This is a genomic window from Diplocloster hominis, assembly GCF_032380655.1.
In the GTDB taxonomy this organism is placed as follows: Bacteria; Bacillota; Clostridia; order Lachnospirales; family Lachnospiraceae; genus Diplocloster; species Diplocloster hominis.
In genome coordinates, this window is record NZ_JAWDIY010000009.1 from 112,712 (window position 1) to 136,093 (window position 23,382).

Sequence of the window (23,382 nt, forward strand, 5' to 3'; positions counted from 1 at the left end):
TTCTCTTGTTGAAACTTCAACATTTACAGAAGTGGAGGATAGTCATGCAGGAGAGATTTGAAACATTTACAGTTTTAATCAACAGAATCAGCCGCGACATACGGAAAATCAAAAATCAGGAGATGGCCGACTATCACCTTAGAAGCGTCCATGTGTCCTGTCTGTACTACATTTATTCGCTGGGAAGCGTGACCTCAGCGGAGCTGTGCGAGCATTGCGAGGAGGACAAGGCGACCATTTCCCGTGCGGTGGACTATCTGGAGACCAACGGCTTTCTCCTGCGCGACACCGGCGCCAAGCGGTACAAAAGCCCCTTGCGCCTGACGGATAAGGGGCGGGATGCCGGCAAAAGAATTGCAGATAAGATCGGCGGCATTCTTGAAACGATCAGCCATGCTCTCACGGAGAATGAACGGATTGAATTCTACCGTTGTCTATCCACCATCAGCAGAAGCCTTGAGGCTATCGTCCAAAACAGTGAAGAAAAGGAGATGTGATGTAATTGAAAACAAGGGTCATTGTTGATTCCACTGCGGACCTGATCCCCGAGATCAAAGAGCGGGTCTATACGGTTCCCCTCACCGTTCACTTCGGTCAGGAGGAATATATCGACGGCGTGACCATCGACCACACGACCTTCTATGAAAAGCTGGTCGAGAGCGATGTACTGCCCACCACCAGTCAGGCAACCCCGAACGACTTCATCGGCGCGTTTGAAATGGCAAGGCAGGCGGGAGAAGCCACCGTTGTCATCACTCTTGCGTCCAAGTTCTCCGGCACGTATCAAAGCGCCGTGATTGCGGCGGCGGAATATGAAAACATCTATGTTGTGGACGGCGCAAGCGCGGCAATGGGGACCGGCATCCTTGTAGAGCTTGCGTTCCGGCTTTTGGACGCGGGGTCCTCCGCAGAGGAAATTGCGAAGGCTTTGGAGGAAGAGAAGAAAAATATTGTCATTGTTGCCTTGGTGGATACCCTCGAATACCTCAAACGGGGCGGTCGCATTTCAAAGACAGCCGCATTTGCCGGCGGGATACTGAACATCAAGCCCGTGATCTCCGTCACCGACGGTGAAATACATCTGCTTGGAAAAGCGCGCGGCTCTAAGATGGGAAACAATCTGCTCGTTCAGGAGATCAATGAGGCGGGCGGCATTGATTTCAGCAAGCCGGTGCTGCTTGGCTACAGCGGACTTTCCGATGCGCTTTTATTGAAGTACATAGAGGACAGCCGCCACATTTGGGAGGGGCATTTGCGGGAGGTTCGCTACACAACGGTGGGCAGCGTGATCGGAACACACCTCGGTCCCGGCGCCGTTGTGGTGGCATTTTTCAAGAATAGATAAAAGGAAGAACGGAACAATAGCGATTGAAGAAGCTGCAATAAAGGTATGGCCCTTCCGCACCATCGTCAAATAAAACGGTGGTGCAGAAGGGCGTTTGCGCGATGCTGCGGGAGGAAAACCCCAAAGAGCAGCCTACGCACAGGCAGGACCTCGACCGCTGAAAAGGCAGAGCGGCGCGACGGTAAAGCCCGTCCCGCCGTTCGTGTTTCGAGGGTTTGATTGATAAGGTGGAAGTTGTATTATTCACCACGATTATCGGTTACGTAAACAATGCAGGCAATTCCGGAAAGCATCGAAAAAATAATTGTTCTAATACCGCCCTCTCGGCTTGCCATGCTTCTACTGTTAGTGCAATCTCAAACACGCTTTTGGGACACATTAGCATAAAGCATTTGAGAAAAAACCTGCCGCTGTGCACCATTACCGCAGTTAGGCGGGGCTCCTGGCAAAGACGATAAAAACCCTCAGTCCAAAATCTGCCGGATGCTTCCGTTGTGCTTTTACACGGCGGCGTTCATTGAAAGCGTTTAATTTGCGAATAAATCGCATATTGACTTTTCTGCTTTCCTTGTGTATACTAATTTGCAAATGAATTGCAAATTGGAGGCGTGGTGACTTGTCCAGTTACAGCACGCAGCAGAGGAAGGCTCTGCTTGCCTATTTGAGCCGGCACCCGGATGAGCTGCTGTCCGCACGGCAAATTGCGGACGCACTGGCGGATGAAAAAATCAGCCTCAGCGCCGTATATCGGAACCTTGCACAGTTAGAGACGGAAGAAAAAGTGCGGCGCAGCAGCAAGAGCGGCACGCGGGAGGTCTACTTTCAGTACCTTGACGCCGAAAGCTGCAAGGGTGCGCTGCACATGAGCTGTGTAAAATGCGGCAGAACCTTTCACATGGCAAGCGGCAACGCCGCCCTGTTTGCAAAGCACCTGGCGCAGAGTGAGCAATTCACGCTGGACGCCGCCGACACGGTTCTCTATGGCACCTGCGCGGATTGCAGGGAAGAATAACATTCGGAAGGAGGACAGGCTATGACCAAAAAATCTCGTTTGATCACAGGCTTGCTGGCAGCCGTGCTGGCGGCTGTCATGCTGTCCTCCGCTGTCTATATTGCGGTCGAAGCCAACCATAACTGCTCCGGCGAGGACTGCGCCATCTGCCACCAGCTGCAGGTCTGCGAAAATCTGCTCAAGAGCATTGGGCTTGCCGGTGCTGCCGCGGTTTTCGCCGCGGCGGTCAGGTATGCCCTGTGCAGGGTCATTCCCTCCTGCGCGGAGCTTGTCCGCACGTTTACTCTGGTTTCGCTCAAGGTCAAGCTTTCAGATTAAATAAGAACTATTTACAAGGGTGTAGTCTATCCGTTTTCGGATAGGCTTTCGCGGCGTTGCCGTCACCCTTGTATTTTTGCGCCCATTTTTACGTTCTTATCATAATCTGGAGGTACATATAGTCTATGAAAAAGATAACTGCGCTGCTGCTTGCGCTAATGATGCTGACCGGCGTCCTTGCCGGCTGCGGAAAGCCTAAGGATACCGGAAAAGCCGGCAAATTGAAGGTCGTCACGACCATCTTCCCCGCATACGATTGGGTCAGGGCGATCCTGGGCGACAAGGCGGATCATGCCGAGGTCACCATGCTGCTGGATAACGGCGTTGACCTGCACAGCTATCAGCCCACCGCCGATGATATTGTCAAAATCTCAGATTGCGACCTGTTTGTCTATGTGGGCGGCGAGTCCGACGGCTGGGTGGAAAATGCTCTGAAAAACGCCGCCAACAGGAATATGAAGGTCATCAACCTGCTGGAGGTGCTGGGTGATTCCGTGAAAGCGGAGGAGACCGTTGAGGGGATGCAGGAGGACGGTCACGACCACGGTCACAGTCACGATGAACAGCTCACGGAGGATGACATCGAGGATCGCACCCTCTCGGATTTCGCCGGTGCGTGGAAGTCCCTGCACCCCTATCTGCTGAACGGCGACCTGGACAAATTCTGCCAACACAGGGCGGAGGAGGACGAGGACGGCTCGACCACAAAGGACACCTATTTGGAGAAGTACAAGACCTCGTGGCAATGCGACGCCGAGAAGATCTCTATCAACGGTAACACGATCACCTTCACTTATGCAGACGGAAAAACCGTTTCCGCTGAATACACCTATGCCGGCTATCAGCCGAAGCTGAATGACGAGGGTAAGATCCGCAGCGTCCGTTATCAGTTCGAAACCACCAGTGCCGATGCGCCCCAATATGTGCAGTTCAACGACCACGGTCACGAGCCGGGCGAGGCGGAGCATTTCCATATCTACTTCGGCAACGACGGCTTCGATGCGCTGATGAGTGGCAAGACCAATCCGTTTTTTGTGAAGGACGCGCTTTCCGTAGAGGATATCCTTGACGAGCTGATGGGGCATGACCATGGGGAGGAAAAGGACGAGCACGTCTGGCTGTCCCTGAAGAACGCCCAAGCACTCTGCGTGACGCTTGCGGACGCGCTGTGTGCCATCGACCCGGACAACAAGAACACCTATATCGCCAACGCCGCGGCGTATAGGGACAAGCTGGCTGCTCTTGACGCAGACTATAAGGCGGCTGTGGACGCAGCAAGCAATAAGACCGTTTTGTTTGGCGACCGTTTCCCGTTCCGCTATCTGGTGGATGATTACGGTCTGCGCTACTACGCCGCCTTTGCGGGCTGCTCCGCCGAAACCGAGGCCAGCTTTGAAACCATTTCGTTCCTTGCCAAGAAGGTGGATGAGCTGGGACTTCCCTGCGTGCTGACCATCGAGGGCGCACAGCACAGGATCGCGGAAACCATCGTTCAGAACACCGCCGGGAAGAATCAAAAGGTGCTGACCATGGATTCCATGCAGTCCACCACCTCCAAGGATGTGACAAACGGTGCCACCTACCTTTCCGTTATGGAGAAAAATCTCTCCGTGCTGAAGGAAGCGTTGGGGTAAGGAGGTAGGTCTATGGCTCAGCTCACTTGTCAAAATCTCTGTGCCGGCTACGATGGACGGCCCGTTCTCCAAGACCTCAGCTTTGAGCTCCTGGCAGGCGACTATCTCTGCATCGTAGGGGAAAACGGCTCCGGCAAGAGTACCCTTATGAAAACGATCCTCGGCTTGCAGATGCCCATCAGCGGCAGCATTTTGACGGGCGATGGGCTGAGGAAAAACGAGATCGGCTATCTGCCGCAGCAGACAGTGGTACAAAAGGACTTCCCGGCATCCGTGAGAGAGATCGTTCTCTCCGGGTGTCAGGGACGCTGCGGCAGCCGCCCATTTTATAACAAAGAAGAAAAGAAACTTGCGGCGGAGGCTATGGAGAAAATGCAGATCACCCGGCTTGCAAGGCGGTGCTATCGGGAGCTGTCCGGCGGGCAGCAGCAGCGGGTGCTGCTGGCCCGCGCGCTGTGCGCCACACAAAAAATGCTGCTTCTGGATGAGCCTGTTTCCGGGCTTGACCCCAAGGTGACGGCGGAAATGTATACGCTCATTGAAAAGCTCAACCGTGAGGACGGCATCACCGTGATCATGATCTCTCACGATGTGGCTGCCGCCGTCCGATACGCCAGCCATATTCTGCATATTGGCGACACCGTTTTCTTTGGGACAAAGGCGGACTATCTTCAAAGCCCGCAAGGGCGACTGTTTGACGTGAAGAAGGGCGGTGACAGCCAATGACCGCTATCTTGGAAAAGCTGACTCTCTATTGGGCATATCCCTTTGTCCGCTATGCGCTCATTGTCGGTGTGCTGATCGCGCTTTGCTCCTCCCTGCTGGGTGTGACGCTGGTGCTGAAGCGGTTTTCCTTCATCGGTGACGGTCTGTCCCATGTGGCGTTCGGCGCAATGGCGATTGCCGCCGTGCTGCAGATCACCAACAAAATGCCCCTTGTCATGGTCATTACCATCCTCAGCGCCGTGCTGCTCCTGCGCACCGGGCAGAATACGAAGATCAAGGGCGACGCCGCCATCGCCATGATCTCTGTCGGTTCTTTGGCAATCGGATACCTATTGATGAATATTTTTTCAACTTCATCCAACCTTTCGGGCGATGTGTGCAGCACGCTGTTCGGCTCCACCTCCATTCTGACGCTGTCCCCCGCAGAGGTATGGCTATGCGTGGGAATGTCGGTGCTGGTCGTGGCGGTGTTCATCCTGTTTTACAACAAGATCTTCGCCGTGACCTTTGACGAGAGCTTTGCAAGGGCGACCGGCACGAAGGCGGGGCTTTACAACCTGCTGATCGCCATCGTCGTTGCGGTCATCATCGTGCTGGCGATGAACCTTGTGGGTTCCCTGCTGATCTCCGCACTGGTGATCTTCCCGGCGCTGTCCGCCATGCGGATGTTCAAGAGCTTTCGCAGCGTGACCATCTGCGCGGCAGTCCTTTCGGTTTTCTGTGCGCTGCTCGGCATTCTGGCGTCCATTCTCGCCGGTACGCCGGTAGGTTCCACCATCGTCGCCGTTCAGATCGGCGCTTTCGGTCTGTCGTGGCTGGCAGGCACGGTATTGGGAGGTGTTCGCAGATGAAAAAACTATTGTGTGTTTTGCTGATTGCCCTAACTCTTGTACCTCTCGCCGCCTGCGGAGGTGAAAAAGATAAAGTGACTGCTGCAGCTGATTCAGCCGATAACCAAGCGCCAGAGGCTTCTGTTTCACAAAAACAGCCCTCAGAAAAGAAATCGGAGTCTAAGCCTGCAGCCTCTGAACCAACGCAAAGCACAGACGGTGTTGATGTTGACCTCACAAGTCTTAGCAGCACGATGGTATATTCCGAAGTCTATAATATGATGAACGCCCCCGGTGATTATATTGGAAAAACCATTAAAATGACGGGACAATTTGTATATTACGAAAACCCTGATACGAAAGCCCAATACTTCACCTGTATCATTGGCGATGCAATGGCTTGCTGCTCACAGGGATTGGAGTTTGTACTGACCGGTAAGCATACCTATCCGGATGATTATCCGGAGCTGGGCAGCGAGATTACGGTTAGTGGTACATTTGAGTTATATGAGGAAGGAGACAACCGATATTGTCGGTTGGTTGATGCGGAAATGATTGGGCAATAAAGCAGCAGCCTGCAAAAAAACAGACAGCTTTCCGCCTAAGTCGTATTTCTGCGTGAGAGTCGGCGAAAGCTGCCTGTTTTGCTATTGAACTGACTATCGGCGCGATAGCGAGGCATTTTGACTATATCTTTGTCATCTGCTTCTTCACCGTATATGAGCATTGACTTTGCAGCATTCAGCCTATAGCAGGAACTTTCAAGGTTTCCCTTGCGAAATGGTAGAATCCCTGCTATAATGTTTATGTAAGTTTCAGAATTGCCACCGAGCAATTATAGTGAATGAGTAACACAGTGCCTGAGGATGAAAGTCTTCAGGCACTTTTTTGTTTCTTCTGCCTCTCACAAACAGAGGCACAGACGGGGACGGCGGGGAGTATGCCCCCTCCCTGCTGACAATTTCATATCTGGGATCCTTGGGTCCAAAAGCGCTTAGAGAGCTTCGGTTCTTTAAGCGCTTTTTTATATAGATCGGAGCCTAACCGCTCCCTTACCCTTTGCTCCGGGGAGCCTTTCGGCATACCCGAACAGATAGATATTACATGCAGGAATGCAGAAAGGAAATGCCAGTGGAAGACGATTACATGATGGTGATCATCCCGTGTATTGCGGAGATTGACGCCTCAGATACGCCTGAACGAGTCAAAAAGCTCCGTCTTGGAGCCATTAGCGAGCTTCAGCGGTATCTGCATTATTACCGGCAGCTTGGCTATATGCCGAAGCTGCTCTATGCCATTGCAGACAAGAAATGCCGGATGATAGGTTCCGCCACAACCAAGGCGGAGCTGCAAAAGCTAGTCCGACCCAATTGTCCGCACTATGACGGAGCCGGATTTATCCCGGATGCTTACAGCGTCCCGGAGGAAGAACTCATCTGTTGGAGCGAAACATCCCTGAAAGGGCCGCTGACCACAGAGGGCTTTCAGCGGTATATGGAGCTTTTCAAGCAGGTGCTTCCGGAAGAAAGCCGCAGACTCGCGTTATGAGGTGATGCAGATGGATAACATCGGGAATACCGAGCATGCGTTGACCTTTGCGGATCTGCGTGTTCACTACTATACCGGACGGAGCTATCTCATCTCCGGCGAAGGCCGGAATAAGGTGTTTGGATATCGCCACGGTGTGATGACCGATATCGGAGATCTGCCGGAAGCCGAGTGGACACGGCTGGCAAAACAACTGATCCGGCAATCCGGCGAGCAGGAGCTATATCAGCAGCTTTTCGCATGGGAAAGAGAGCAAAGCCATTGGGAACAAAGTCCTTCTCAGTTTGAACTGGATGTGCTGAGTTTGCATATGGCGCGGCTGCCGGACAATCCGGCGTGGTGCGATTTTATTCCATTCAACCGGAAATATCGCCCTGAAGTGCTTTGCAATGCAGAGATTCTATGGCTCAAGTGTTCCGGGTGTGGAAAACTCCACGAAAGGACAGGAACGCAGTTCAAAAATATCCGTGACAGAAGCAATGGTAAGCTGTACTGCCGGAAATGCGGTGATTGGATGCCGGTCCACCCATGCACTCATCCTAAAGAAGGGGGTGATGGGAACGGATAAAGTCGTCATCGTTGTCAAGGACGGAATGGTTCAGGAAGTATTCGGATCCTGCCCTTACAAATTCGATGTTGAGATCCTGGACATGGATTTTAACGGAGCCGACCCTGACGCAGAGAATGCCGCGCAGGATCGGCTTCAGACTGTCCGGCAGTATCTCAGCAAAATCTATTAACGGAAAGGAGAAGCATTATGCAAGAAAAGAACAATACAAATCTAGAGCGGATGCGCGAACTGATCGAGCAGCTCACAGAAGCAGACATCGCCTACTACAAAAACGATGCTCCTATTATGACGGATCTGGAATATGACCGACTGACAGAGGAGCTCGCCTCTTTGGAGCATGATACCGGGCTGGTGCTTTCCGGTTCGCCGACGCAGAAGGTTTCCGGAGAGATTTTGGAAAGCCTTGCGGAGGTGCGGCATACAAAGCCCATGCTGTCCGCAGGCAAGACGAAGTCCATTGAGGATCTGATCCGGTTTGCAGCAGGACGTGCTGTTCTGCTGAGCTGGAAGATGGACGGGCTTACGCTGGTTTTGCGGTATGAGTACGGAAAACTGAAGCAGGCCATCACCCGCGGCCGCGAGGGTATCATCGGCGAGGATGTGACCCATACGGTGCGTACCTTCCGAAACGTGCCCTTGACGATCTCCACGAAGGAATCGTTTGAGGTACGCGGAGAGGGCGTCATCTCATGGGAGAGCTTCCGCAGAATCAATGCCAGTCTGGAGGAGCCCTATACCCATCCGCGGAATCTGGCCTCCGGCAGCACGCGAAAGCTTGACGCCGGTGAGGCAAGCAAGCGCCGGCTGGAGTTCTGGGCTTTCGAACTGGTCAGCGACCATCTGGAGCCTGAGAGCAAGCTTGCGCAGCAGCAATTTCTGCAGTGCAGCGGTTTCTCGGTTGTGCCGTATATCTTTTTGGATGCCGGGCACAGCGAGCAGGACATCCGAGATACAGTCGCCGGCATGGAACCCAAAGACTTCGCATATCCGGTGGATGGTCTCGTCATGGAATATGAAGACCTCCGCTACGGTAAAAGCCTTGGAGCAACCGGACATCACGAGAATCGCCTGATTGCGCTCAAGTGGGCCGATGAACTCTATAGCACGCGTTTTCGCGGCGTGGAGTTGGCCACGACCAGAACCGGTATGGTAAGCATCACCGGTCTGTTCGATCCGATCAGTATTGATGGTACACTCGTCAGTCGCGCTTACCTGCACAACCTTGATATCTTCGATGAGTTTCAGTTTGGCATCGGTGACGAGATCAGCGTGTATAAGGCGAACATGATCATTCCGCAGATTGCGGACAATAAAACGCAGAGCAACACCTATATGCTGCCCATGATCTGCCCCTGCTGTGGAAAGCCGCTAACGGTAAAGTACACATCGGGCGGCACGCGGCAGCTATATTGCGGTAATCCGCACTGTGCAGCCAAGCTGGTGCAGAAGTTTGCACATTTCTGTGAAAAGACCCGCATGAATATCGAAGGACTCTCAGCAACAACGCTGGAGAAGCTCATCGGTCACGGCTGGGTGCGAAATTTCGGAGACTTATACGAGCTGGAGCAGTACCGTGAGGATATTGTACGCACCGAGGGTTTCGGCGAGCGATCCTTTGACCGACTGCAGGCGGCAATTGAAAAGAGCCGCCGCTGCACGTTGGCAAAGTTTATCGCCGGTCTCGGTATTCCGATGGTCGGGCGCCATGCGGGCCGGGATCTGGATCGCTATTTCCATGGCTCATGGGCTGAGTTTGAGGCGGCAATTCTCAACGGCTTCGATTTCACACAGCTGCCGGATTTTGGCGAGACCATGCACAACAACATTTATACATGGTATGCGGATGCTCAGGAGGCAAAGCTCTGGCGTCCGCTGCTGAGAAAAATTCAATTTGAAACAAAGGAGAATTTGACTATGGAAACCACCATGAATAACCCCTTCGCAGGCAAGACCGTCGTTGCTACCGGAAAGCTGGAGCATTACACCCGTGACGGCATCCAGGAGAAGCTGATTTCTCTGGGCGCTCATCCGTCCGGTGCCGTGAGTAAGAAAACCGATTATCTGATCGTTGGCGAAAAAGCCGGCAGCAAGCTGACCAAAGCACAGCAGCTGGGCGTAAAAACGCTGACTGAACAGGAATTCGAGGACATGCTGGCCTGAATGGCAGGCGGCGCAACGGTTGCGGAGCAGGGATTACCTGCTCCGTTTCCGGTCTCAGGAGGAAATCAAGATGACAAACCACAAATACCGTTGTCCTGTCTGCGGAGCCAAGAGTTTCGAGGTCACAGCACATGTTACGCAGGATTGGAAAATCGACTGCAACGGCACTTTTCTGGAAGCGTTGAATGAGTGCGTTGAGGTCACACACTATCCTGACGAAGCGGATATTTGGAGCTGTGCCAACTGTGATTTTTCCGCAGAAGGCAAATCGTTTCTCGTAAATACTCACAGTTAGGAGGACACATAATGAGAAAAACGAAGATCGGGGTCATGGACTTCCACGGCAGCGTGGATATCACCGACCCCTGTTACGACAAAGACGTCTGGTGCCGGATGAACAATGTGAAAATCAGTGAAGGCGAATATGCCTGCTATGTCTGGCGTCATACCGACAAAGGTAAGTATGAGGACGGTACGCCGTATTCGTATTTACTGGTTGGTGCGATTGGGATATACCGAAACGGTGATATACCGCGCCAGAAGGACATGGAGGAAATCGGGAGTATAGGCGTTGACGCCGGGCTGGCTGGGTTTTTCCACAATAAACCGGATTACAGCGACGAGGAATGGGGCAGGTTCTGTGACCGTGTCCGTAACGGCGATGCATGGCTGATAGAGGACGGCTTTTATAGCTCGTCCGGGTACGGCGACGGATGCTATGGCGTATATGCTTATAAACAGGATGGCGCAATCACCGCATTGGAACTCCGCTTTCTGTGATGAGGCGGGGGCGTGCGTAGTTCTCGTGGATTGCGTAGAAAACAATAGGAGGTCACAAAATGAAAGAAACCAAGAATGCACGTTTCCGTCGCGTGGCGGAGGCGCGCGTCAACAAAATTATCCGGATGCTGCGCCTTCTGGGCAACTGCTCCGGAACAAACACCTATGCCTATGACGCCGATGCCGTCGAGCAGATCTTCACGGCACTGCAGATCGAACTGGATCAGGCGAGAAAGCGATTCTCTGAAAACGGGGGACCGGGACGAAAGCGGTTCTCTCTTTCGCAAGCGCCGACGCCGGACACCGTTTCGTATCCGCACATTACGCTGCCCCTGCCGGACGGCACACATCTTCGAGCTGTCGCTTATGCAGATACGACCTATCCGGCCATCAATCTGTATCTACTGCGGGATGGCGAGCCGGAGGAACTCGTATGCTTTGCGGAATACAACTCGGAGCACAGCCCCTGCCACGAGCTTTGCATCGGCGTCTACACCTCCGATGCGGAGGACACACAGTATTATGGGCCATATCGGCCGGAAAGGGAAACGGAGTATGGAAAAGGTGATTGATAAAAGCCGGGCATATGAAGCCTACCGACTTGCGTGGGATGATATCGCAAAGTTGCTGTCAGATCAAATTAAGGCTGTTCTGGGCCGAAGGTTTCTTCTGCGTGTGTGGCCGGAGGATCAAGGATACTGGGGCGCCCGTGCACTGCATGGGCTGTTTTCGGTTGCTGATTTGAATCGGCTGCTGGATGCTGTACAAGCAGACGCGGAGACCCGTATGGAAACTCTGCCGGAGGATTCAGAGGCCGTACACGGTTTCGGCATGACACTTGGCTCACTTCTTTTGAAGGCCGCTTTACAGGCGGACTGGAAGTGTGAGATGGTCGAGGACGATGCACTCTGGCTGATCGGTTTTGTCAGCTCGGAAACGCGGCCTTACACGGTGAGCGGTCTTTTAAGAAGGCTCAATCCGGATACGCTGATGTCGGCCAAAGAGATTCTGACATACCTGAAAGACAACGACAGCACTGACCGCACGCTCAGTGATATTAGGCTGCGCTATTATGCCGCGCACGGAAATGAGCTGTGCTGGCGCTATCCCATCTGCGACGGAATCCATGCCGGTGCGTTTATCCTGGCCACAAAAGACGGCTATCTGAGTCTACCCTACAACAGTATGGACGAGGAAGACTATGAAATCCTGGTATTGGATGACGCTGTATTTCACGATCCGGCATCACTTACTACCTTTCTGTCAAACTGGGAGGATTTCTCTGCCGACCTGACGGATGCCATGCGCGAGATGCGCCGCATTCTGGAAGGAGGCGAAGAGGATGCCTGATGCGGTTAAACCCGAGATCTGTCTGACAGGAAAGCTTCTGTACCCGGTACATATCGGCTTACCGGCATATATTCAGGAGACTGACGGATACCGAAGGACTTCCACAGTCTGTGCTATTCTGGCAGACACACAAGAAGCTACCGTGATTGAAACGCGCAATAGCGTGTATTCCATTCAGAAAGTATGAGGTGCAGTATGAACAACAATATCGACTGGATCATCCATCTTGTAGCAAACGGAGCCTGTGACGAGTGCGGGAAGGAGGAAAAAGGATTCCTGCCCTATACCTGCAATGCGCATACTCATGGCATGGAGAAATATGGCCACCCGGATTTTCAAGTGGTTCTGAGCCTTCCTCCACGTGAAATTGGAAGGATCCTCAACACAATGGGGCTTAGGGTTCAGGAAGGAGAACGCTTTCAGGCCGGCAGGTATGTATCCGGCATCTATGCCGACTGCGATATTCGTCTGGATGAATTTCGGGAAACGGGACGCAATGTGCTGCGTGCAGTCATACCGGATCGGCAGAATCGTTTTCCGGAAGACCCACAGTGCGAAGACCCATATCGACTGCAGAGCATGGATACAGAGGATCTGTATGAGAGAGAAGGTGCATTGTCGTGAAAATTGCCATCTACCAGATTGCGATGGAGCGCGATGAGAACCGTCTTGCATTTCAGAGCCTGAATCACATCATATCGGTCAGTAATGGTCGAGTCCCTGCAGAGCTTTATGACTGCGTTTTTGCCGGAGAAGTTTCTGCGCAAACACTGGAGGATATCTTCTATGTTTTCAACATGGAGCACCCTTCCGGTTACAAAGGGCGGTCGCTCTCGGTCTCCGATGTGGTGGAAATATTTCTTGCATCAGGAGGAAGTGAGTTCTATTACTGTGAGCCAATCGGGTTCAAGCGGATTCGCTTTGGAAAGGGGTAAACCAAACGCTGAGCACAAAAATAAATCAGGCTTTACAGCACAAACAGGAGGCGTCGAATTATCGGCGCCTCCTGTGGCCTAAAAGGAGAATATCACAATGAACATCGAAGAAGTCTTATCAACAACGCACAGAATCTCTCCTCGTGAGAGGGTTCCCTTTCACTGCGCCTGCTGCGGCGAGTGCTGCCGCCATGTCCGGCAAAGCGTTCCCTTGGAAAGTCCGGATGTATTCCGGCTGACACGGCTGCTGCGGGAAAAGGACAAGGGAATCATTTGCATGGACGACTTTATTGCGCGGTATACCGAACTTGCCCTACTGGACGAATGTGGGTATTTCATGCTCATGCTGAAAGTTACAGGTGTTGACGACGCCTGTATTTTTCTGAAAGAAAATCGGTGTATGGTCCATGCGGCAAAACCAAGAACCTGCCGGATCTATCCATTCGTTGCCGGTATCGGAGATGACGGCCAGCCGGAATATCTGGTGAGCCGCGAAAAGGAACACCATTTCAAAGGCCCGGCCGTTCATGTAAAGACATGGATGAAACGGCGGTTTACCGAGGAAGACAAAGCTTTTCTCAGAATGGATCTTGGTTCTGCTCGGGATATTGCACGACTCATGCGTCGGATACCCGAATTCCATCGGCAACAGGCGATGCTCCTGTTCTGGCGATATAAGTATTCGGATTTCGACTTAGATCAGCCGTTCCTAAAGCAATATGCAAAAAATCTTCAACAGCTCAAGGCCGCACTGGCCCTGTTGGCGGAGCAGCCATAACCAATACAAACCGACGATTATTCTATGAAAAGGAGAAGTAAAATGGATCAAAGATTACAACACATTGTGGAGCACTACGACGAGATGTGCATCGGAACGGATGAGCATTTTCGTTTTCACTGCAAGCAGTGCGGGAAGTGCTGCATCAACCGGGAGGATATTCTCCTGAATCCCAAAGACCTCTACAACATATCCAAGGAGCTGGGACTTGCGCCACGGGACACCATTGCACAATATTGCGAGGTATATCTGGGGCAAAACTCCCGAATCCCCATTGTACGGCTCAAGCCGAGAGGATCTATTAAGCGTTGCCCGCTGCTCATGGACCGGAAATGTTCTGTTCATAATGCAAAGCCTACGGTTTGCGCCCTGTTCCCACTGGGCCGCAGCATAAAGCTGGATGCGAAAGAAACGGATCCGAACGCCATTGAGCGTGCCAGAATCCAGTATATCATCAACTCCATTGAGTGCGGAGATCGTTCCGAAGAGCATACCGTACGCGAGTGGGTAGAAAGCTTCGGCATACCCATCCACGACAACGATTTTATTGCATGGCAGAAAGCGCTGTTCTCTGTAAGACAGCAAATCGTGGAGCTGGAGAAAATGCTTCCTGACAAATCCATGGAGCGGGTCTGGTCCATTACCTATCAGGCGCTGTATCTCAATTATGACATTCAGGAGGATTTCCGGGAACAGTTCCAAAAAAACAGCGACCGTCTTATCGACGCACTTGAACATCTGCCGGCATTGTGGAAGGAGCTCAGCCATGAATGACGACCGCAACCGTAGCCAAATCATTCGCGTCGATGCACGCAACTGTTTTGTGGAAAGTCTGAATGATGCCTTTGAGATTGGGAAAGCGCACTTTACATTTGCCTCTTACGACCTTAGCAAGCCCTCCGGCCAGCGTCAGACCAACAGCATTCAAATCTACATCGATATGGCGGAGGTGTTGGAGTTGTGCCGGAAGCTGGTGGGTGGTGAATTGCGCTATCTAATGCAGGCTAAGAAGAAAAATGGCGACAGCACGCCGCTCTATCAGTGTCTTGGTGGCACTTCTGCGGAAAAGCTCGCAAGGTACGGACGGGCACGGGCGGATGGGAAAAGCCTGTCGCGGACTGCGCAGCTCGTCTGCGGCAGTAAGACGGATTTTCTTTTCGTTGCTGACAGCGGTCCCGGAGAAACCAACGCCAAAGGCTTGATCGTGCCGCGGTTCGGAAAGAATCCTGAAAACCATGTCTCGGTCAGCATGACTTTTGAGCTGCTCAGCGAGCTTATGCTGATGACCAAAACCCACTACCAGTCGTGGCTGACGGCATACTATCTGCAGAACCCGATAAAATCAGTGACAATGCCGGTGCAGGAAACGCATGCAGCGCACGATAGCAGCCCGAATACACTCTTCTGAAGTACAGCCCATGAGGTTTCGTACATTCAGAGAAAGCATCCGAAACATGGGTGGTGTGAGGGCAAGTAACGATGTGTATTTTGCACAGACACAATCGCAGTATACTGCCGCTTTTTGCCGGAGTATCCGGCGAAATCTAAGAGGGACAGCACAATCAGCTGTTGCTGGCTTAATGGAGGCGGGGGCTACAGCGGCGTGTATGCCGAAGAATTAAGGGTGAAGAATGGCTGCGTATATCGGGGTTGCGCCCTTCTATCAAACGGAGTTGATGCTGTCGAGACGGTTCGTGCCATCAAAACGATTGAGGATTGCCTGTGGAAGCAGTATCCTCAATACTGACATTTCAGCGATACAGTATAGCAGTGCGGAGGAGCTTGCTTTTGCAAGCTCCTCCGTTTTGCGTATAAGTATCTTTTGCGGCGTCAGGTAATGCTCCACTCCCGCGCCTTTGTTTGCTCTGAAATCATACGGGCATACCACCCGTTTTGTGCCAATAGCTCCTTGTGGTTTCCGCGCTCACAAATTATTCCTTCGTCCAGCACAAGGATCTGATCCGCCCCGATGATCGTATTCAGACGATGCGCAATGACAATTACCGTCTTGTCTTTCATCAGAGCGTCCAGCGCCCTATGAATCTCTTTCTCATTGTCTGCATCCAAACTGGAAGTGGTTTCATCCAACAAGACGATAGGTGCATCCTTGATGAGAGCGCGTGCAATGGAGATTCGCTGCTTCTCGCCGCCGGAAAGGGTATTTCCACCTTCGCCCACCACGGTATCGTAGCCGTCCGGCAACGCCGAAATAAACTCGTGGCATTGCGCCGCCTTTGCTACCGCGATGATTTCCTCCATACTCGCACCCGGCTTTCCCACCCGGATGTTGTTCGCTATGGTGTCATGCAGCAGATAAACGTCCTGAAAGACGATGGCCATTTTCCCTGTCAGCGCATCCGGTGACTGTTCCCGAATATCTGAGCCTCCAATCGTAATGGAGCCCTTTGACACATCCCAAAACCGGGAAATCAGGCTGATGATCGTGGTTTTACCACTGCCGGATGGCCCTACCAGTGCCGTCGTCGTCCCCGGCTTCACAGAAAAGGAAACGTCATGCAACACGGGTACATTCTTTTCATAAGCGAAATTTACATGGGAAAAGCTGACATCAAATGCGTTAAGCTGCGCTGCATCCTCACGATACGGCAAGGGTGTCTCCTGCCGAACCTGTAAGATGTTCTCCGCCGCCTTACTGAGATACTTCAATTCCGGGTACAGACTGCCGAGCGTTGCCATCATGCTGGAAAGCGATACGCCTATCATCAGTAGGGCGATCATGCGCTGTGTATCGATTACTCCCGCCTGATATAAGGCCGGAGCCAAAATTAACGCTGCCGGAAGAATCAACGAGGTCACAAAACTGAAGGAGATAGAAAAAGGCATAATTGAGAGTTCCAGTTTTACGGAATCTTTTTTTAAGGAGGTAAAGCTATCGTCAAGGCGCTGAAACTTTTCGCCTGTCATGTTATAGAGCTTAAAGGTTCTGATTCCATTGATGTACTCCACAATGCGGGAGATCACACGACTAACGCTTGCTCGCTGCCTGCCGCCGTATTTCTGTGACATCGCTCCACTCAGACGCATCAAAGGGAACGCGATCAGGATCAGCACCGTAGCAATCAGTCCATACTGCCATGAAACCATAAAGGCAAACAGGAGAGCCAGAGCGCTGAAGAACAGCACCTTTATCAAACTCGCCAGAGAATGTGTCAAAACCTGTTCAAAGTCAGTAATATCTGTAGTCAGCGTACTCATGAGGCGGCCGATGCTGTTCTTGTTGAAATATCCAAGATTCAGGCTGCGGATATGATCGCCGAGAGCAAGGCGTTGCTGCGCCGAAATATCTGCACCGCGATACTGTACTTGCGTATAGTTTATGGAAAAAAGGATCGCCCGCATGAGAAACAGCAGTACGAGAATGACGCCGTACAAGGTCAATCTTTGCATTGTAAAGACGCCGCCGATCAGCTCGATAATCGTCATAATCATTGTGCTGAACATACCCATGTGAAGCAGGGCATCCACACAGGACAGCACAATGGGTAGATACAGAGACTTTATATTTTTACCGGCTACCCGGTGAATCATTTTGAATGTGTAATTCATGCTGTCACCTCCTGCGTATAACTGCGCCACATATCGGCATACCGCCCGCCCTTTGACACCAGTTCATCATGTTTTCCTTTTTCCAAAAGGCGTCCTTCGTGGAATACACAAATCTGATCTGCACCCGTAATCGTATGGAGCCGGTGAGCGATCATGATGGTGGTTTTGCCTTTCAGCAAGTGCGATAAGGCAAGCTGGATTTTATGTTCGTTTTCCAAGTCCGCAAAGCTGGTCGCTTCATCGAAGATAATAATGGGAGAATCTTTCAAAATTGCCCGCGCAATGCAAATTCGCTGCTTTTCTCCGCCCGACAGCTTTACGCCGTCCTCGCCCAATTTAGTTTTGTAGCCATTCGGAAGGCTCATAATAAAATCGTGGATCTGCGCAGCTTTGGCCGCGGCCTCTACTTGCTGGGGCGTAGCTTCTTTGTTTCCAATGGCGATATTTTCATAAATACTGTCATGCAGCGTAAAGGTTTCCTGAAATACAAAGGACACCAAGTCCATCAGATTATCATTTTTCAATTCTAAAATGTTCTTTCCGCCGATGCAGATGCTGCCCTCCGCGACCTCCCAAAACTTAGGGATAAGCTGTGCAGCGGTGGTTTTTCCGGCCCCGGAAGCCCCGACAAAGGCGGTCAGGCTGCCCGCAGGCAGAGACAGCGTGATGTTTTTCAGCACGTCGCTCTTGTCATATCGGAAAGTAACGTCCTCAAAGCTCACACCATAAGGCTGTGCGCGGTCTAAGGTCTGTATTCCCTCTGTTGTGCAGGGCAGATCCATAATGGTTTGGATTCGCCCCACGCCGCTCATGATCTGACTGAACATCATGGCAAAATTCATCAGATTGAGCAGACCGGAGAGAAACACCATACTCATGACCATAAAATACAAATAATCCTGCATGGGCAATGCTCCTCGGAAGTAGAGCAGGCCGCCCAGCGGCAGGGCAAAAAGGATTCCGCTTTCAACCAATGCCACAAACAGGCCGTAGGTATATCCCTGACTTTTGGTGCAGCGTTTCCAGAACGCATTGTATTCCTCTACCGTGTCTGCATAGTCCCGATAGCTCTCAGCGGTCATATTGTAGGCTTTCATTACGGGCATCCCGTTGATGAACTGCATGATCGCCGTGTTCAGCTTTTCCAGCAGGCGATGATAGGTCGGCATCTGTTTCCCGGTAATCGCCATTGCCACACCTTGAATAATAAGCCCCAGCACCACAGGCACCAGCAAGCACAAAGCCATGGGGACATTGATCGTGAGCAGGTAAATGAATACGATCACAGGCGCGCATATTGCAGAGGTCACGTCCGGAATCTGATGAGCCAAAAATCTCTCAATCCGTTCCACATCTTCAATGATGACTTTTTTGATCTCACCCGAAGCATGGTCGGTGAAGAATCCCAAATTCACTTTTGCAATGTGCCTGCTGATCTGCGTGCGCACGTTGTATAGCGTGTTAAAGGCTCCAATGTGAGAAAATGTTCCTGAAACAATGGAGCAGAGAAATTTTCCTGCAATCGCTGCTGCGGCAATCAAGCCATAGCGCAAAGCATTTCCTTCACCATCCAGCAAAACCAAGATGCTTCGATACACCATGACATACGGGACAAACGAGCATAATGCGCTGGCAATCCCGAACAGGGCAGATACAAACAGATGCAATTTATACTTCCCGGCCAACTGCATTAAATAAGCAGTGCCGGATTTTCTTTTCTTTTCCATAGCGCCTCCTGTTATTCCCGCATGGCGGCCATGAGCCGCCATGCGTCATCAATTTGAAAGTCATCTGCCAAAGTGCCGTCCCGGATCACAAGCGCACGGCTACAAGTGGCAAGGGCACATTCCAAGTCGTGGGTAATCATCAGGATGATATGGCCCTTTTGGGCAAGTGTGTGAAGCTGCTTGCTGACAGAGCGCATATTACGGCCATCTAAGCCACTGGTAGGCTCATCCAGAACGATGACCGGTGCTTCGTTCAACAGGGCGACAGCCAAAGCAAGACGCTGTTTTTGTCCTCCTGACAGGGTTGCCGGATGCCGGTCTGCAAACTCTGCCAAATTCAAGAGCGTCAGCAACTCGTCCGCCCGCAGTTTCAATGTGGGCGTTTCCTTTTTGCCAGTCAAAAGTTCGTCGGTCAGGCTTTCTCCGAATAACTGGCTGTCCAAATCCTGCATGATATACCAAATCACACCGCGCCGTCTGCTCTTTTTCAATGGCTTTTCCGCAAAGCGGATCGTACCGCCGTCCTCCTTCAGGAGCCCTGACAGCAATTTCCCCAACGTGCTCTTTCCGGCCGCATTGGGACCCACAATCGCAACGATTTCTCCCGGTGAGCAGGAAAACGAAACGTCCTTCAACACTTCATGCAAGCCGAACCGCTTGTGTAGTCTCTCAACGCTTAACAAAGGCTTCTGTTCAGTTTCCTTACCACTATTAGCAGGAAATGGCAAGTTCAAGAGTTCCATACTGCGAAGCCCCCACTCGAAAACCTGCTCATGGGGCAGAATATTCATTTCCTGCGGCGTCATCACGCTGACGATTTCACCCTTATTCAAATAGACGATCCGATCTGCTATATCACGCAGATAATAAAGCCGATGCTCCGCAATCAAAATCGTCTTTCCTTGCTTTTTCAAAAGACGGACAAATGTAGCAAAGTCCTCCGTAGCTCCCATATCCAGATTGGCAGAGGGTTCGTCCATCACATAGATATCCGGGTCAATCGCCTCCGCAGAGGCGATTGCTACCCGCTGCCGCATACCATAAGAGAGGTATCGAACCTTCTGTTCTAAAAGGTTCGTAATGCTCAATGCCTCCGCTGCGTCCTGAACTCTTTTCACGATCTCGTCATGAGGGACACCGTAGTTTTCGCAGCCAAAGGCAATTTCGCCTGCTACCTCATTGGCAAAGAACTGGCTACGCGGGTCCTGAAATACATTCCCGACATACTTGCCTCGTTCCCATGAGGGAATCTCCGCCATGTTCTTCCCGAATAGCCATACTTCGCCGCTGAGCTCTCCCGTGAAGAAATAGGGGATCAGTCCATTTATCACGCGGGTCAAAGTACTCTTTCCGCTGCCGGAGGGGCCCGTCAATACGATGACCTCCCCCTTTTCTACGCTGAGATTGATATGCTTCAACTGATTCTCCGTGTCTCCGTAGGAGAAACTGAGATTTTTAATTTCAATCGCCGGATTCAATTTCTCACCTCACACCAAGATACACACGGCCGCTGTTGAAATAAACAGTGCAATCATGACGCCATCGCTTACAGCCATCTTGTTTAAGTAGTAGCCTTCCTTCTTGTAGGGACTCTCAATCCCGCGAACAACGCTGGATGCCGCCAACTCGTCTGCAATTTTCAAGGAGCGAAACACCATCGGTACGACCACATATTCAAAGGTGTTAAGCGGATGTAAAACCACTTGAAGCGGAGAGAGCAGAAGTCCGCGCGTCTTCATGGCATCCAGCACGTCAGAAAACTCCGAAGCCACCGTTGGAACAAAACGCAGTATGACAATCACCGTCAGCCTTACGGAGGACGGAAGCGGCAGTTGCCGGAGGGCAGCAGTCAGCTTGCCCGATGGAGCCTGTGAAACAAGATAGACCGCCATAAAGACGGGGATCAGTTCGATCAGGAAAGTAAAAAGCATGGGGGATGGAATATTGATACCATGGCGCACATTGAATGTAAGCCATCCGTAGCTAATGAGGAAAGCTACTAAGAATTTCAGTCCCTTTCCCCAATACCCGAATATTGTCATCACAAGAAACAGTGCGGCGGTGCAGGCAATATGCAGCCACATGTTTTTACAGAGAAAAGCCACGACGCAGACACAAACAGCCAATATCAAAAGCGCAAAAATGTTGACGCGGCGGATCAGTTTTGTGTTGTTAATTACGGCTTCCATCACTTTACAATTCCTGCTTTCTGGAAATGGCGTCTCAAAATACGCTGTCCAAAGAGGCAGCCAAGCAGGGCAAGAGCTACCGTGATCGCACAGGCTCCAATCATGTGCCACGGGCTGGAGAGCATATTGAGTTGCATATCAAAGACTTCCTGAGAAAAGCCTTCCGTGGATGCCTTTGCCACATAACTTTCCCAAGCAGCCCAGATCGGAACAGTGTTTCCGATAATCATGCCGAGGCCATAACAAGACCACCCGATGGCGTTGCGTAAGGGTTTCCGGTAGCTATCTTTACCCAGCATGGCAAGCTCACAAATCACACCCACCAGCAGAAAATACGGAAGTAGAAACACATAGCCGCCTAAGGCACTGATGATGCCAAACACGGTGCTCCACACCATCAAAATCCCGTGTTTGTTCAGTCGGTTAGCAACAACAAGATAAAAGGTTGCGCAGAAAAATTCCTGAATGCCGGCAGCGCAGTAAAGGTACAGGAATGGAAACGGAAGTGTCAGAGCACCAACCGCACCATATACTGCAAATGTTAGGACCATCATGGCTGCAATTACCATCACGTCCCGCGTGGTAAATCTTTTCTTTTCAGTCGTAGTATTCATAAAAAACTCCTTTCAAAAAAATAGGTCTGTAGGATTCATAAGAATGAGTTAGAGTAGGCTAACCAACGGGCAAAAAACACCTCCTTACGCAAAATACAATTTCCATGCACTACCGAAAAAATCTGCAATGAGATGTATTCTGTCAAGTGCTTCGTCCTTTTCCAGCTTATGTCGCACAATCTCGAAGAACGCATAATACTGTGCAGAAAATAGAATATGTATTTCGTCCAGCGTCAATGGACGGCACGAATAGCCCTGGCGAATCATCTCCTGCTGAAAGGCATAAGTCTGTTTTTCTTCTTCCTCAATAAGCTGATCCACAAAGCTTTCGTAGGCGCTTCCGGCAGACTGGCTGATAAGCAGGTAGAAAGCGTCCTTGTTTGCGAAAATGTACTCCACCAGTACGGAAATAACCTCATCAGAAATATTCCACATATTTTCCGGATGGCCATCTGTCAGAGAAGCGAAGCCCCGTTCTCCGCCTTTGCGATACAAATCCAACATATGATCCGCAACTGGTGACACAAGTGCGGCAAACAGGCTTTCTTTATCGGCAAAATACCGAAAAATTGCGCCAGTAGTCAGCCCAGCTTGTTTTGCAATACTGCGAACGGAAGCATCGTTATATCCCTTTTCCATGAACTCCTTTTTGGCTGTGTCTAAAATCAGTTGTTTTGTATCTTCACTCTTACTCATGCTAATCACCTCCCAGAAAAATAGCACTGCTATCTAATTATACACAGGTTGCGTCAAATGTCAAGATAGCAGCGTTATTTTAAGCCCAAATTTACAAACGTAGCAAACGTGGCAAGCAGGGCAAAGAGGTACCCACTTTGCTTTTCGGGCAGTTTCCGCCGCCGCGAAAAACTGCCCTCTGCTTGTCAGGGGCAACGCCCCTGAAACCCTTTGAACGCACAAAATTGTGCGGCTGCGCGTTTCTCCGAAACGCTTAGGAGCGTGACCGTTACTGGCGATCATGCTCCTGTTTCTTTTCCTCGCTGCGCTCATCCTTGCCCAGCATACGATCCACGTTCTGCTTGTGGAGCAGCAGCTCGCGCATCTCATCGCGCGAACGCCGGTATTCGGCATACGCCGCCTTTTTTTCGGCAAGCAGCTTGGCATATTCCTCCTGCAAGCTCTTGACGGTGGGGAGCTTTTTCACACCCAGCTCGTCAAAGGCGTTCTTCGCCGCCTTGTGTAGCAGGATGTCACCCTCATGATCAGCAAGATACAGACGGGCACGAGCGGATGGGAAAAGCCTGTCGCGGACTGCGCAGCTCGTCTGCGGCAGTAAGACG

General features: G+C 51.5%; 28 protein-coding genes and 1 pseudogene. 22 read left to right on the forward strand and 7 right to left on the reverse strand.

Translation table 11 applies throughout. The features are described 5' to 3' along the window. The first annotated feature begins 44 nt into the window (after positions 1-44). The 22 genes from ABC831_RS10450 (at position 45) to ABC831_RS10555 (ending at position 15,395) form a co-directional block, all read left to right on the forward strand. Positions 45-497 carry a MarR family winged helix-turn-helix transcriptional regulator gene (locus ABC831_RS10450; RefSeq protein ID WP_343248071.1) on the forward strand — a complete coding sequence of 151 codons (453 nt, stop codon included), beginning with the start codon at positions 45-47 and terminating at the stop codon, positions 495-497. Between the two features lie 5 nt (positions 498-502). Next, a complete protein-coding gene (locus tag ABC831_RS10455) occupies positions 503-1,345 on the forward strand; it encodes a DegV family protein (protein ID WP_343248072.1) in 843 nt (280 codons plus the stop codon). Between the two features lie 616 nt (positions 1,346-1,961). Further along, the gene (locus tag ABC831_RS10460; protein WP_343248073.1) at positions 1,962-2,357 is read left to right on the forward strand and encodes a Fur family transcriptional regulator; all 396 of its coding nucleotides are present in this window, start codon (positions 1,962-1,964) and stop codon (positions 2,355-2,357) included. A gap of 21 nt (positions 2,358-2,378) precedes the next feature. Beyond that, positions 2,379-2,675, forward strand: a complete 297-nt coding sequence (locus tag ABC831_RS10465) for a hypothetical protein (RefSeq protein ID WP_343248074.1) — start codon at positions 2,379-2,381, stop codon at positions 2,673-2,675. Positions 2,676-2,800: 125 nt separating this feature from the next. Then, positions 2,801-4,309 carry a metal ABC transporter solute-binding protein, Zn/Mn family gene (locus ABC831_RS10470; protein ID WP_343248075.1) on the forward strand — a complete coding sequence of 503 codons (1,509 nt, stop codon included), beginning with the start codon at positions 2,801-2,803 and terminating at the stop codon, positions 4,307-4,309. 12 nt (positions 4,310-4,321) lie between these two features. Further along, a complete protein-coding gene (locus ABC831_RS10475) occupies positions 4,322-5,035 on the forward strand; it encodes a metal ABC transporter ATP-binding protein (RefSeq protein ID WP_343248076.1) in 714 nt (237 codons plus the stop codon). Then, positions 5,032-5,886 carry a metal ABC transporter permease gene (locus ABC831_RS10480; protein WP_343248077.1) on the forward strand — a complete coding sequence of 285 codons (855 nt, stop codon included), beginning with the start codon at positions 5,032-5,034 and terminating at the stop codon, positions 5,884-5,886. Before ABC831_RS10475 ends, ABC831_RS10480 begins: the two co-directional genes overlap by 4 nt. Beyond that, positions 5,883-6,431, forward strand: a complete 549-nt coding sequence (locus tag ABC831_RS10485) for a hypothetical protein (RefSeq protein ID WP_343248078.1) — start codon at positions 5,883-5,885, stop codon at positions 6,429-6,431. Before ABC831_RS10480 ends, ABC831_RS10485 begins: the two co-directional genes overlap by 4 nt. A 580-nt stretch (positions 6,432-7,011) precedes the next feature. After that, a complete protein-coding gene (locus tag ABC831_RS10490) occupies positions 7,012-7,413 on the forward strand; it encodes a hypothetical protein (protein ID WP_343248079.1) in 402 nt (133 codons plus the stop codon). Positions 7,414-7,423: 10 nt separating this feature from the next. Further along, positions 7,424-7,981, forward strand: a complete 558-nt coding sequence (locus ABC831_RS10495; RefSeq protein ID WP_343248080.1) for a hypothetical protein — start codon at positions 7,424-7,426, stop codon at positions 7,979-7,981. Next, the gene (locus tag ABC831_RS10500; protein WP_343248081.1) at positions 7,968-8,153 is read left to right on the forward strand and encodes a hypothetical protein; all 186 of its coding nucleotides are present in this window, start codon (positions 7,968-7,970) and stop codon (positions 8,151-8,153) included. The genes ABC831_RS10495 and ABC831_RS10500 overlap by 14 nt, the downstream gene beginning before the upstream one ends. A gap of 17 nt (positions 8,154-8,170) precedes the next feature. Next, positions 8,171-10,144 carry an NAD-dependent DNA ligase LigA gene (ligA, locus tag ABC831_RS10505; RefSeq protein ID WP_343248082.1) on the forward strand — a complete coding sequence of 658 codons (1,974 nt, stop codon included), beginning with the start codon at positions 8,171-8,173 and terminating at the stop codon, positions 10,142-10,144. Between the two features lie 70 nt (positions 10,145-10,214). Further along, positions 10,215-10,439 (forward strand): hypothetical protein, encoded by a 225-nt coding sequence (locus ABC831_RS10510; RefSeq protein WP_343248083.1) that lies wholly within the window; start codon positions 10,215-10,217, stop codon positions 10,437-10,439. Between the two features lie 11 nt (positions 10,440-10,450). Next, positions 10,451-10,924 (forward strand): hypothetical protein, encoded by a 474-nt coding sequence (locus ABC831_RS10515; RefSeq protein ID WP_069431355.1) that lies wholly within the window; start codon positions 10,451-10,453, stop codon positions 10,922-10,924. A gap of 59 nt (positions 10,925-10,983) precedes the next feature. After that, positions 10,984-11,496 (forward strand): hypothetical protein, encoded by a 513-nt coding sequence (locus ABC831_RS10520; protein WP_343248084.1) that lies wholly within the window; start codon positions 10,984-10,986, stop codon positions 11,494-11,496. Further along, positions 11,480-12,274 (forward strand): hypothetical protein, encoded by a 795-nt coding sequence (locus tag ABC831_RS10525; protein WP_343248085.1) that lies wholly within the window; start codon positions 11,480-11,482, stop codon positions 12,272-12,274. Before ABC831_RS10520 ends, ABC831_RS10525 begins: the two co-directional genes overlap by 17 nt. Next, positions 12,267-12,461, forward strand: coding sequence for a hypothetical protein (locus tag ABC831_RS10530; protein ID WP_069431358.1), 195 nt, complete (start codon positions 12,267-12,269; stop codon positions 12,459-12,461). Before ABC831_RS10525 ends, ABC831_RS10530 begins: the two co-directional genes overlap by 8 nt. Before the next feature lie 8 nt (positions 12,462-12,469). Further along, a complete protein-coding gene (locus ABC831_RS10535) occupies positions 12,470-12,898 on the forward strand; it encodes a DUF4262 domain-containing protein (protein WP_343248086.1) in 429 nt (142 codons plus the stop codon). Further along, the gene (locus ABC831_RS10540; protein ID WP_343248087.1) at positions 12,895-13,209 is read left to right on the forward strand and encodes a YodL domain-containing protein; all 315 of its coding nucleotides are present in this window, start codon (positions 12,895-12,897) and stop codon (positions 13,207-13,209) included. The genes ABC831_RS10535 and ABC831_RS10540 overlap by 4 nt, the downstream gene beginning before the upstream one ends. A gap of 97 nt (positions 13,210-13,306) precedes the next feature. Then, positions 13,307-13,987 carry a YkgJ family cysteine cluster protein gene (locus tag ABC831_RS10545; RefSeq protein ID WP_343248088.1) on the forward strand — a complete coding sequence of 227 codons (681 nt, stop codon included), beginning with the start codon at positions 13,307-13,309 and terminating at the stop codon, positions 13,985-13,987. Between the two features lie 42 nt (positions 13,988-14,029). Next, the gene (locus tag ABC831_RS10550; protein ID WP_343248089.1) at positions 14,030-14,761 is read left to right on the forward strand and encodes a YkgJ family cysteine cluster protein; all 732 of its coding nucleotides are present in this window, start codon (positions 14,030-14,032) and stop codon (positions 14,759-14,761) included. Then, positions 14,754-15,395: a hypothetical protein gene (locus tag ABC831_RS10555; RefSeq protein WP_343248090.1), complete on the forward strand. Its 642-nt coding sequence runs from the start codon at positions 14,754-14,756 to the stop codon at positions 15,393-15,395. Before ABC831_RS10550 ends, ABC831_RS10555 begins: the two co-directional genes overlap by 8 nt. Before the next feature lie 422 nt (positions 15,396-15,817). Here the strand turns inward: ABC831_RS10555 and ABC831_RS10560 are convergent, their stop codons facing one another. The 7 genes and pseudogenes from ABC831_RS10560 to ABC831_RS10590 form a co-directional block, all read right to left on the reverse strand. After that, positions 15,818-17,554: an ABC transporter ATP-binding protein gene (locus ABC831_RS10560; protein WP_343248091.1), complete on the reverse strand. Its 1,737-nt coding sequence runs from the start codon at positions 17,552-17,554 to the stop codon at positions 15,818-15,820. After that, a complete protein-coding gene (locus ABC831_RS10565; protein WP_343248092.1) occupies positions 17,551-19,281 on the reverse strand; it encodes an ABC transporter ATP-binding protein in 1,731 nt (576 codons plus the stop codon). Before ABC831_RS10565 ends, ABC831_RS10560 begins: the two co-directional genes overlap by 4 nt. 11 nt (positions 19,282-19,292) lie before the next feature. Further along, complete coding sequence (locus tag ABC831_RS10570; RefSeq protein ID WP_343248093.1) at positions 19,293-20,699, reverse strand: ABC transporter ATP-binding protein; 1,407 nt, start codon at positions 20,697-20,699, stop codon at positions 19,293-19,295. A 69-nt stretch (positions 20,700-20,768) separates the two neighbouring features. Further along, positions 20,769-21,470, reverse strand: coding sequence for an energy-coupling factor transporter transmembrane component T family protein (locus ABC831_RS10575; protein WP_343248094.1), 702 nt, complete (start codon positions 21,468-21,470; stop codon positions 20,769-20,771). Next, positions 21,470-22,084: an MptD family putative ECF transporter S component gene (locus ABC831_RS10580; RefSeq protein WP_343248095.1), complete on the reverse strand. Its 615-nt coding sequence runs from the start codon at positions 22,082-22,084 to the stop codon at positions 21,470-21,472. The genes ABC831_RS10575 and ABC831_RS10580 overlap by 1 nt, the downstream gene beginning before the upstream one ends. An 84-nt stretch (positions 22,085-22,168) precedes the next feature. Beyond that, complete coding sequence (locus tag ABC831_RS10585) at positions 22,169-22,780, reverse strand: TetR/AcrR family transcriptional regulator (RefSeq protein WP_343248096.1); 612 nt, start codon at positions 22,778-22,780, stop codon at positions 22,169-22,171. Between the two features lie 268 nt (positions 22,781-23,048). Continuing rightward, positions 23,049-23,324: pseudogene (locus ABC831_RS10590) on the reverse strand (relaxase/mobilization nuclease domain-containing protein); the annotation flags it as partial. Between the last annotated feature and the right edge of the window lie 58 nt (positions 23,325-23,382).

What these genes read in the sequence shown, in the direction of transcription:
- ABC831_RS10490 (WP_343248079.1), top strand. Translation starts at nt 7,012, where the DNA reads ATGATGGTGATCATCCCGTGTATTGCGGAGATTGACGCCTCAGATACG.
- ABC831_RS10465 (WP_343248074.1), top strand. Translation starts at nt 2,379, where the DNA reads ATGACCAAAAAATCTCGTTTGATCACAGGCTTGCTGGCAGCCGTGCTG.
- ABC831_RS10485 (WP_343248078.1), top strand. Translation starts at nt 5,883, where the DNA reads ATGAAAAAACTATTGTGTGTTTTGCTGATTGCCCTAACTCTTGTACCT.
- ABC831_RS10565 (WP_343248092.1), bottom strand. Translation starts at nt 19,281, where the DNA reads ATGGAAAAGAAAAGAAAATCCGGCACTGCTTATTTAATGCAGTTGGCC.
- ABC831_RS10525 (WP_343248085.1), top strand. Translation starts at nt 11,480, where the DNA reads ATGGAAAAGGTGATTGATAAAAGCCGGGCATATGAAGCCTACCGACTT.
- ABC831_RS10450 (WP_343248071.1), top strand. Translation starts at nt 45, where the DNA reads ATGCAGGAGAGATTTGAAACATTTACAGTTTTAATCAACAGAATCAGC.
- ABC831_RS10480 (WP_343248077.1), top strand. Translation starts at nt 5,032, where the DNA reads ATGACCGCTATCTTGGAAAAGCTGACTCTCTATTGGGCATATCCCTTT.
- ABC831_RS10530 (WP_069431358.1), top strand. Translation starts at nt 12,267, where the DNA reads ATGCCTGATGCGGTTAAACCCGAGATCTGTCTGACAGGAAAGCTTCTG.
- ABC831_RS10560 (WP_343248091.1), bottom strand. Translation starts at nt 17,554, where the DNA reads ATGAATTACACATTCAAAATGATTCACCGGGTAGCCGGTAAAAATATA.
- ABC831_RS10500 (WP_343248081.1), top strand. Translation starts at nt 7,968, where the DNA reads ATGGGAACGGATAAAGTCGTCATCGTTGTCAAGGACGGAATGGTTCAG.
- ABC831_RS10585 (WP_343248096.1), bottom strand. Translation starts at nt 22,780, where the DNA reads ATGAGTAAGAGTGAAGATACAAAACAACTGATTTTAGACACAGCCAAA.
- ABC831_RS10575 (WP_343248094.1), bottom strand. Translation starts at nt 21,470, where the DNA reads ATGGAAGCCGTAATTAACAACACAAAACTGATCCGCCGCGTCAACATT.
- ABC831_RS10520 (WP_343248084.1), top strand. Translation starts at nt 10,984, where the DNA reads ATGAAAGAAACCAAGAATGCACGTTTCCGTCGCGTGGCGGAGGCGCGC.
- ABC831_RS10555 (WP_343248090.1), top strand. Translation starts at nt 14,754, where the DNA reads ATGAATGACGACCGCAACCGTAGCCAAATCATTCGCGTCGATGCACGC.
- ligA (WP_343248082.1), top strand. Translation starts at nt 8,171, where the DNA reads ATGCAAGAAAAGAACAATACAAATCTAGAGCGGATGCGCGAACTGATC.
- ABC831_RS10510 (WP_343248083.1), top strand. Translation starts at nt 10,215, where the DNA reads ATGACAAACCACAAATACCGTTGTCCTGTCTGCGGAGCCAAGAGTTTC.
- ABC831_RS10535 (WP_343248086.1), top strand. Translation starts at nt 12,470, where the DNA reads ATGAACAACAATATCGACTGGATCATCCATCTTGTAGCAAACGGAGCC.
- ABC831_RS10495 (WP_343248080.1), top strand. Translation starts at nt 7,424, where the DNA reads ATGGATAACATCGGGAATACCGAGCATGCGTTGACCTTTGCGGATCTG.
- ABC831_RS10470 (WP_343248075.1), top strand. Translation starts at nt 2,801, where the DNA reads ATGAAAAAGATAACTGCGCTGCTGCTTGCGCTAATGATGCTGACCGGC.
- ABC831_RS10580 (WP_343248095.1), bottom strand. Translation starts at nt 22,084, where the DNA reads ATGAATACTACGACTGAAAAGAAAAGATTTACCACGCGGGACGTGATG.
- ABC831_RS10550 (WP_343248089.1), top strand. Translation starts at nt 14,030, where the DNA reads ATGGATCAAAGATTACAACACATTGTGGAGCACTACGACGAGATGTGC.
- ABC831_RS10515 (WP_069431355.1), top strand. Translation starts at nt 10,451, where the DNA reads ATGAGAAAAACGAAGATCGGGGTCATGGACTTCCACGGCAGCGTGGAT.
- ABC831_RS10475 (WP_343248076.1), top strand. Translation starts at nt 4,322, where the DNA reads ATGGCTCAGCTCACTTGTCAAAATCTCTGTGCCGGCTACGATGGACGG.
- ABC831_RS10545 (WP_343248088.1), top strand. Translation starts at nt 13,307, where the DNA reads ATGAACATCGAAGAAGTCTTATCAACAACGCACAGAATCTCTCCTCGT.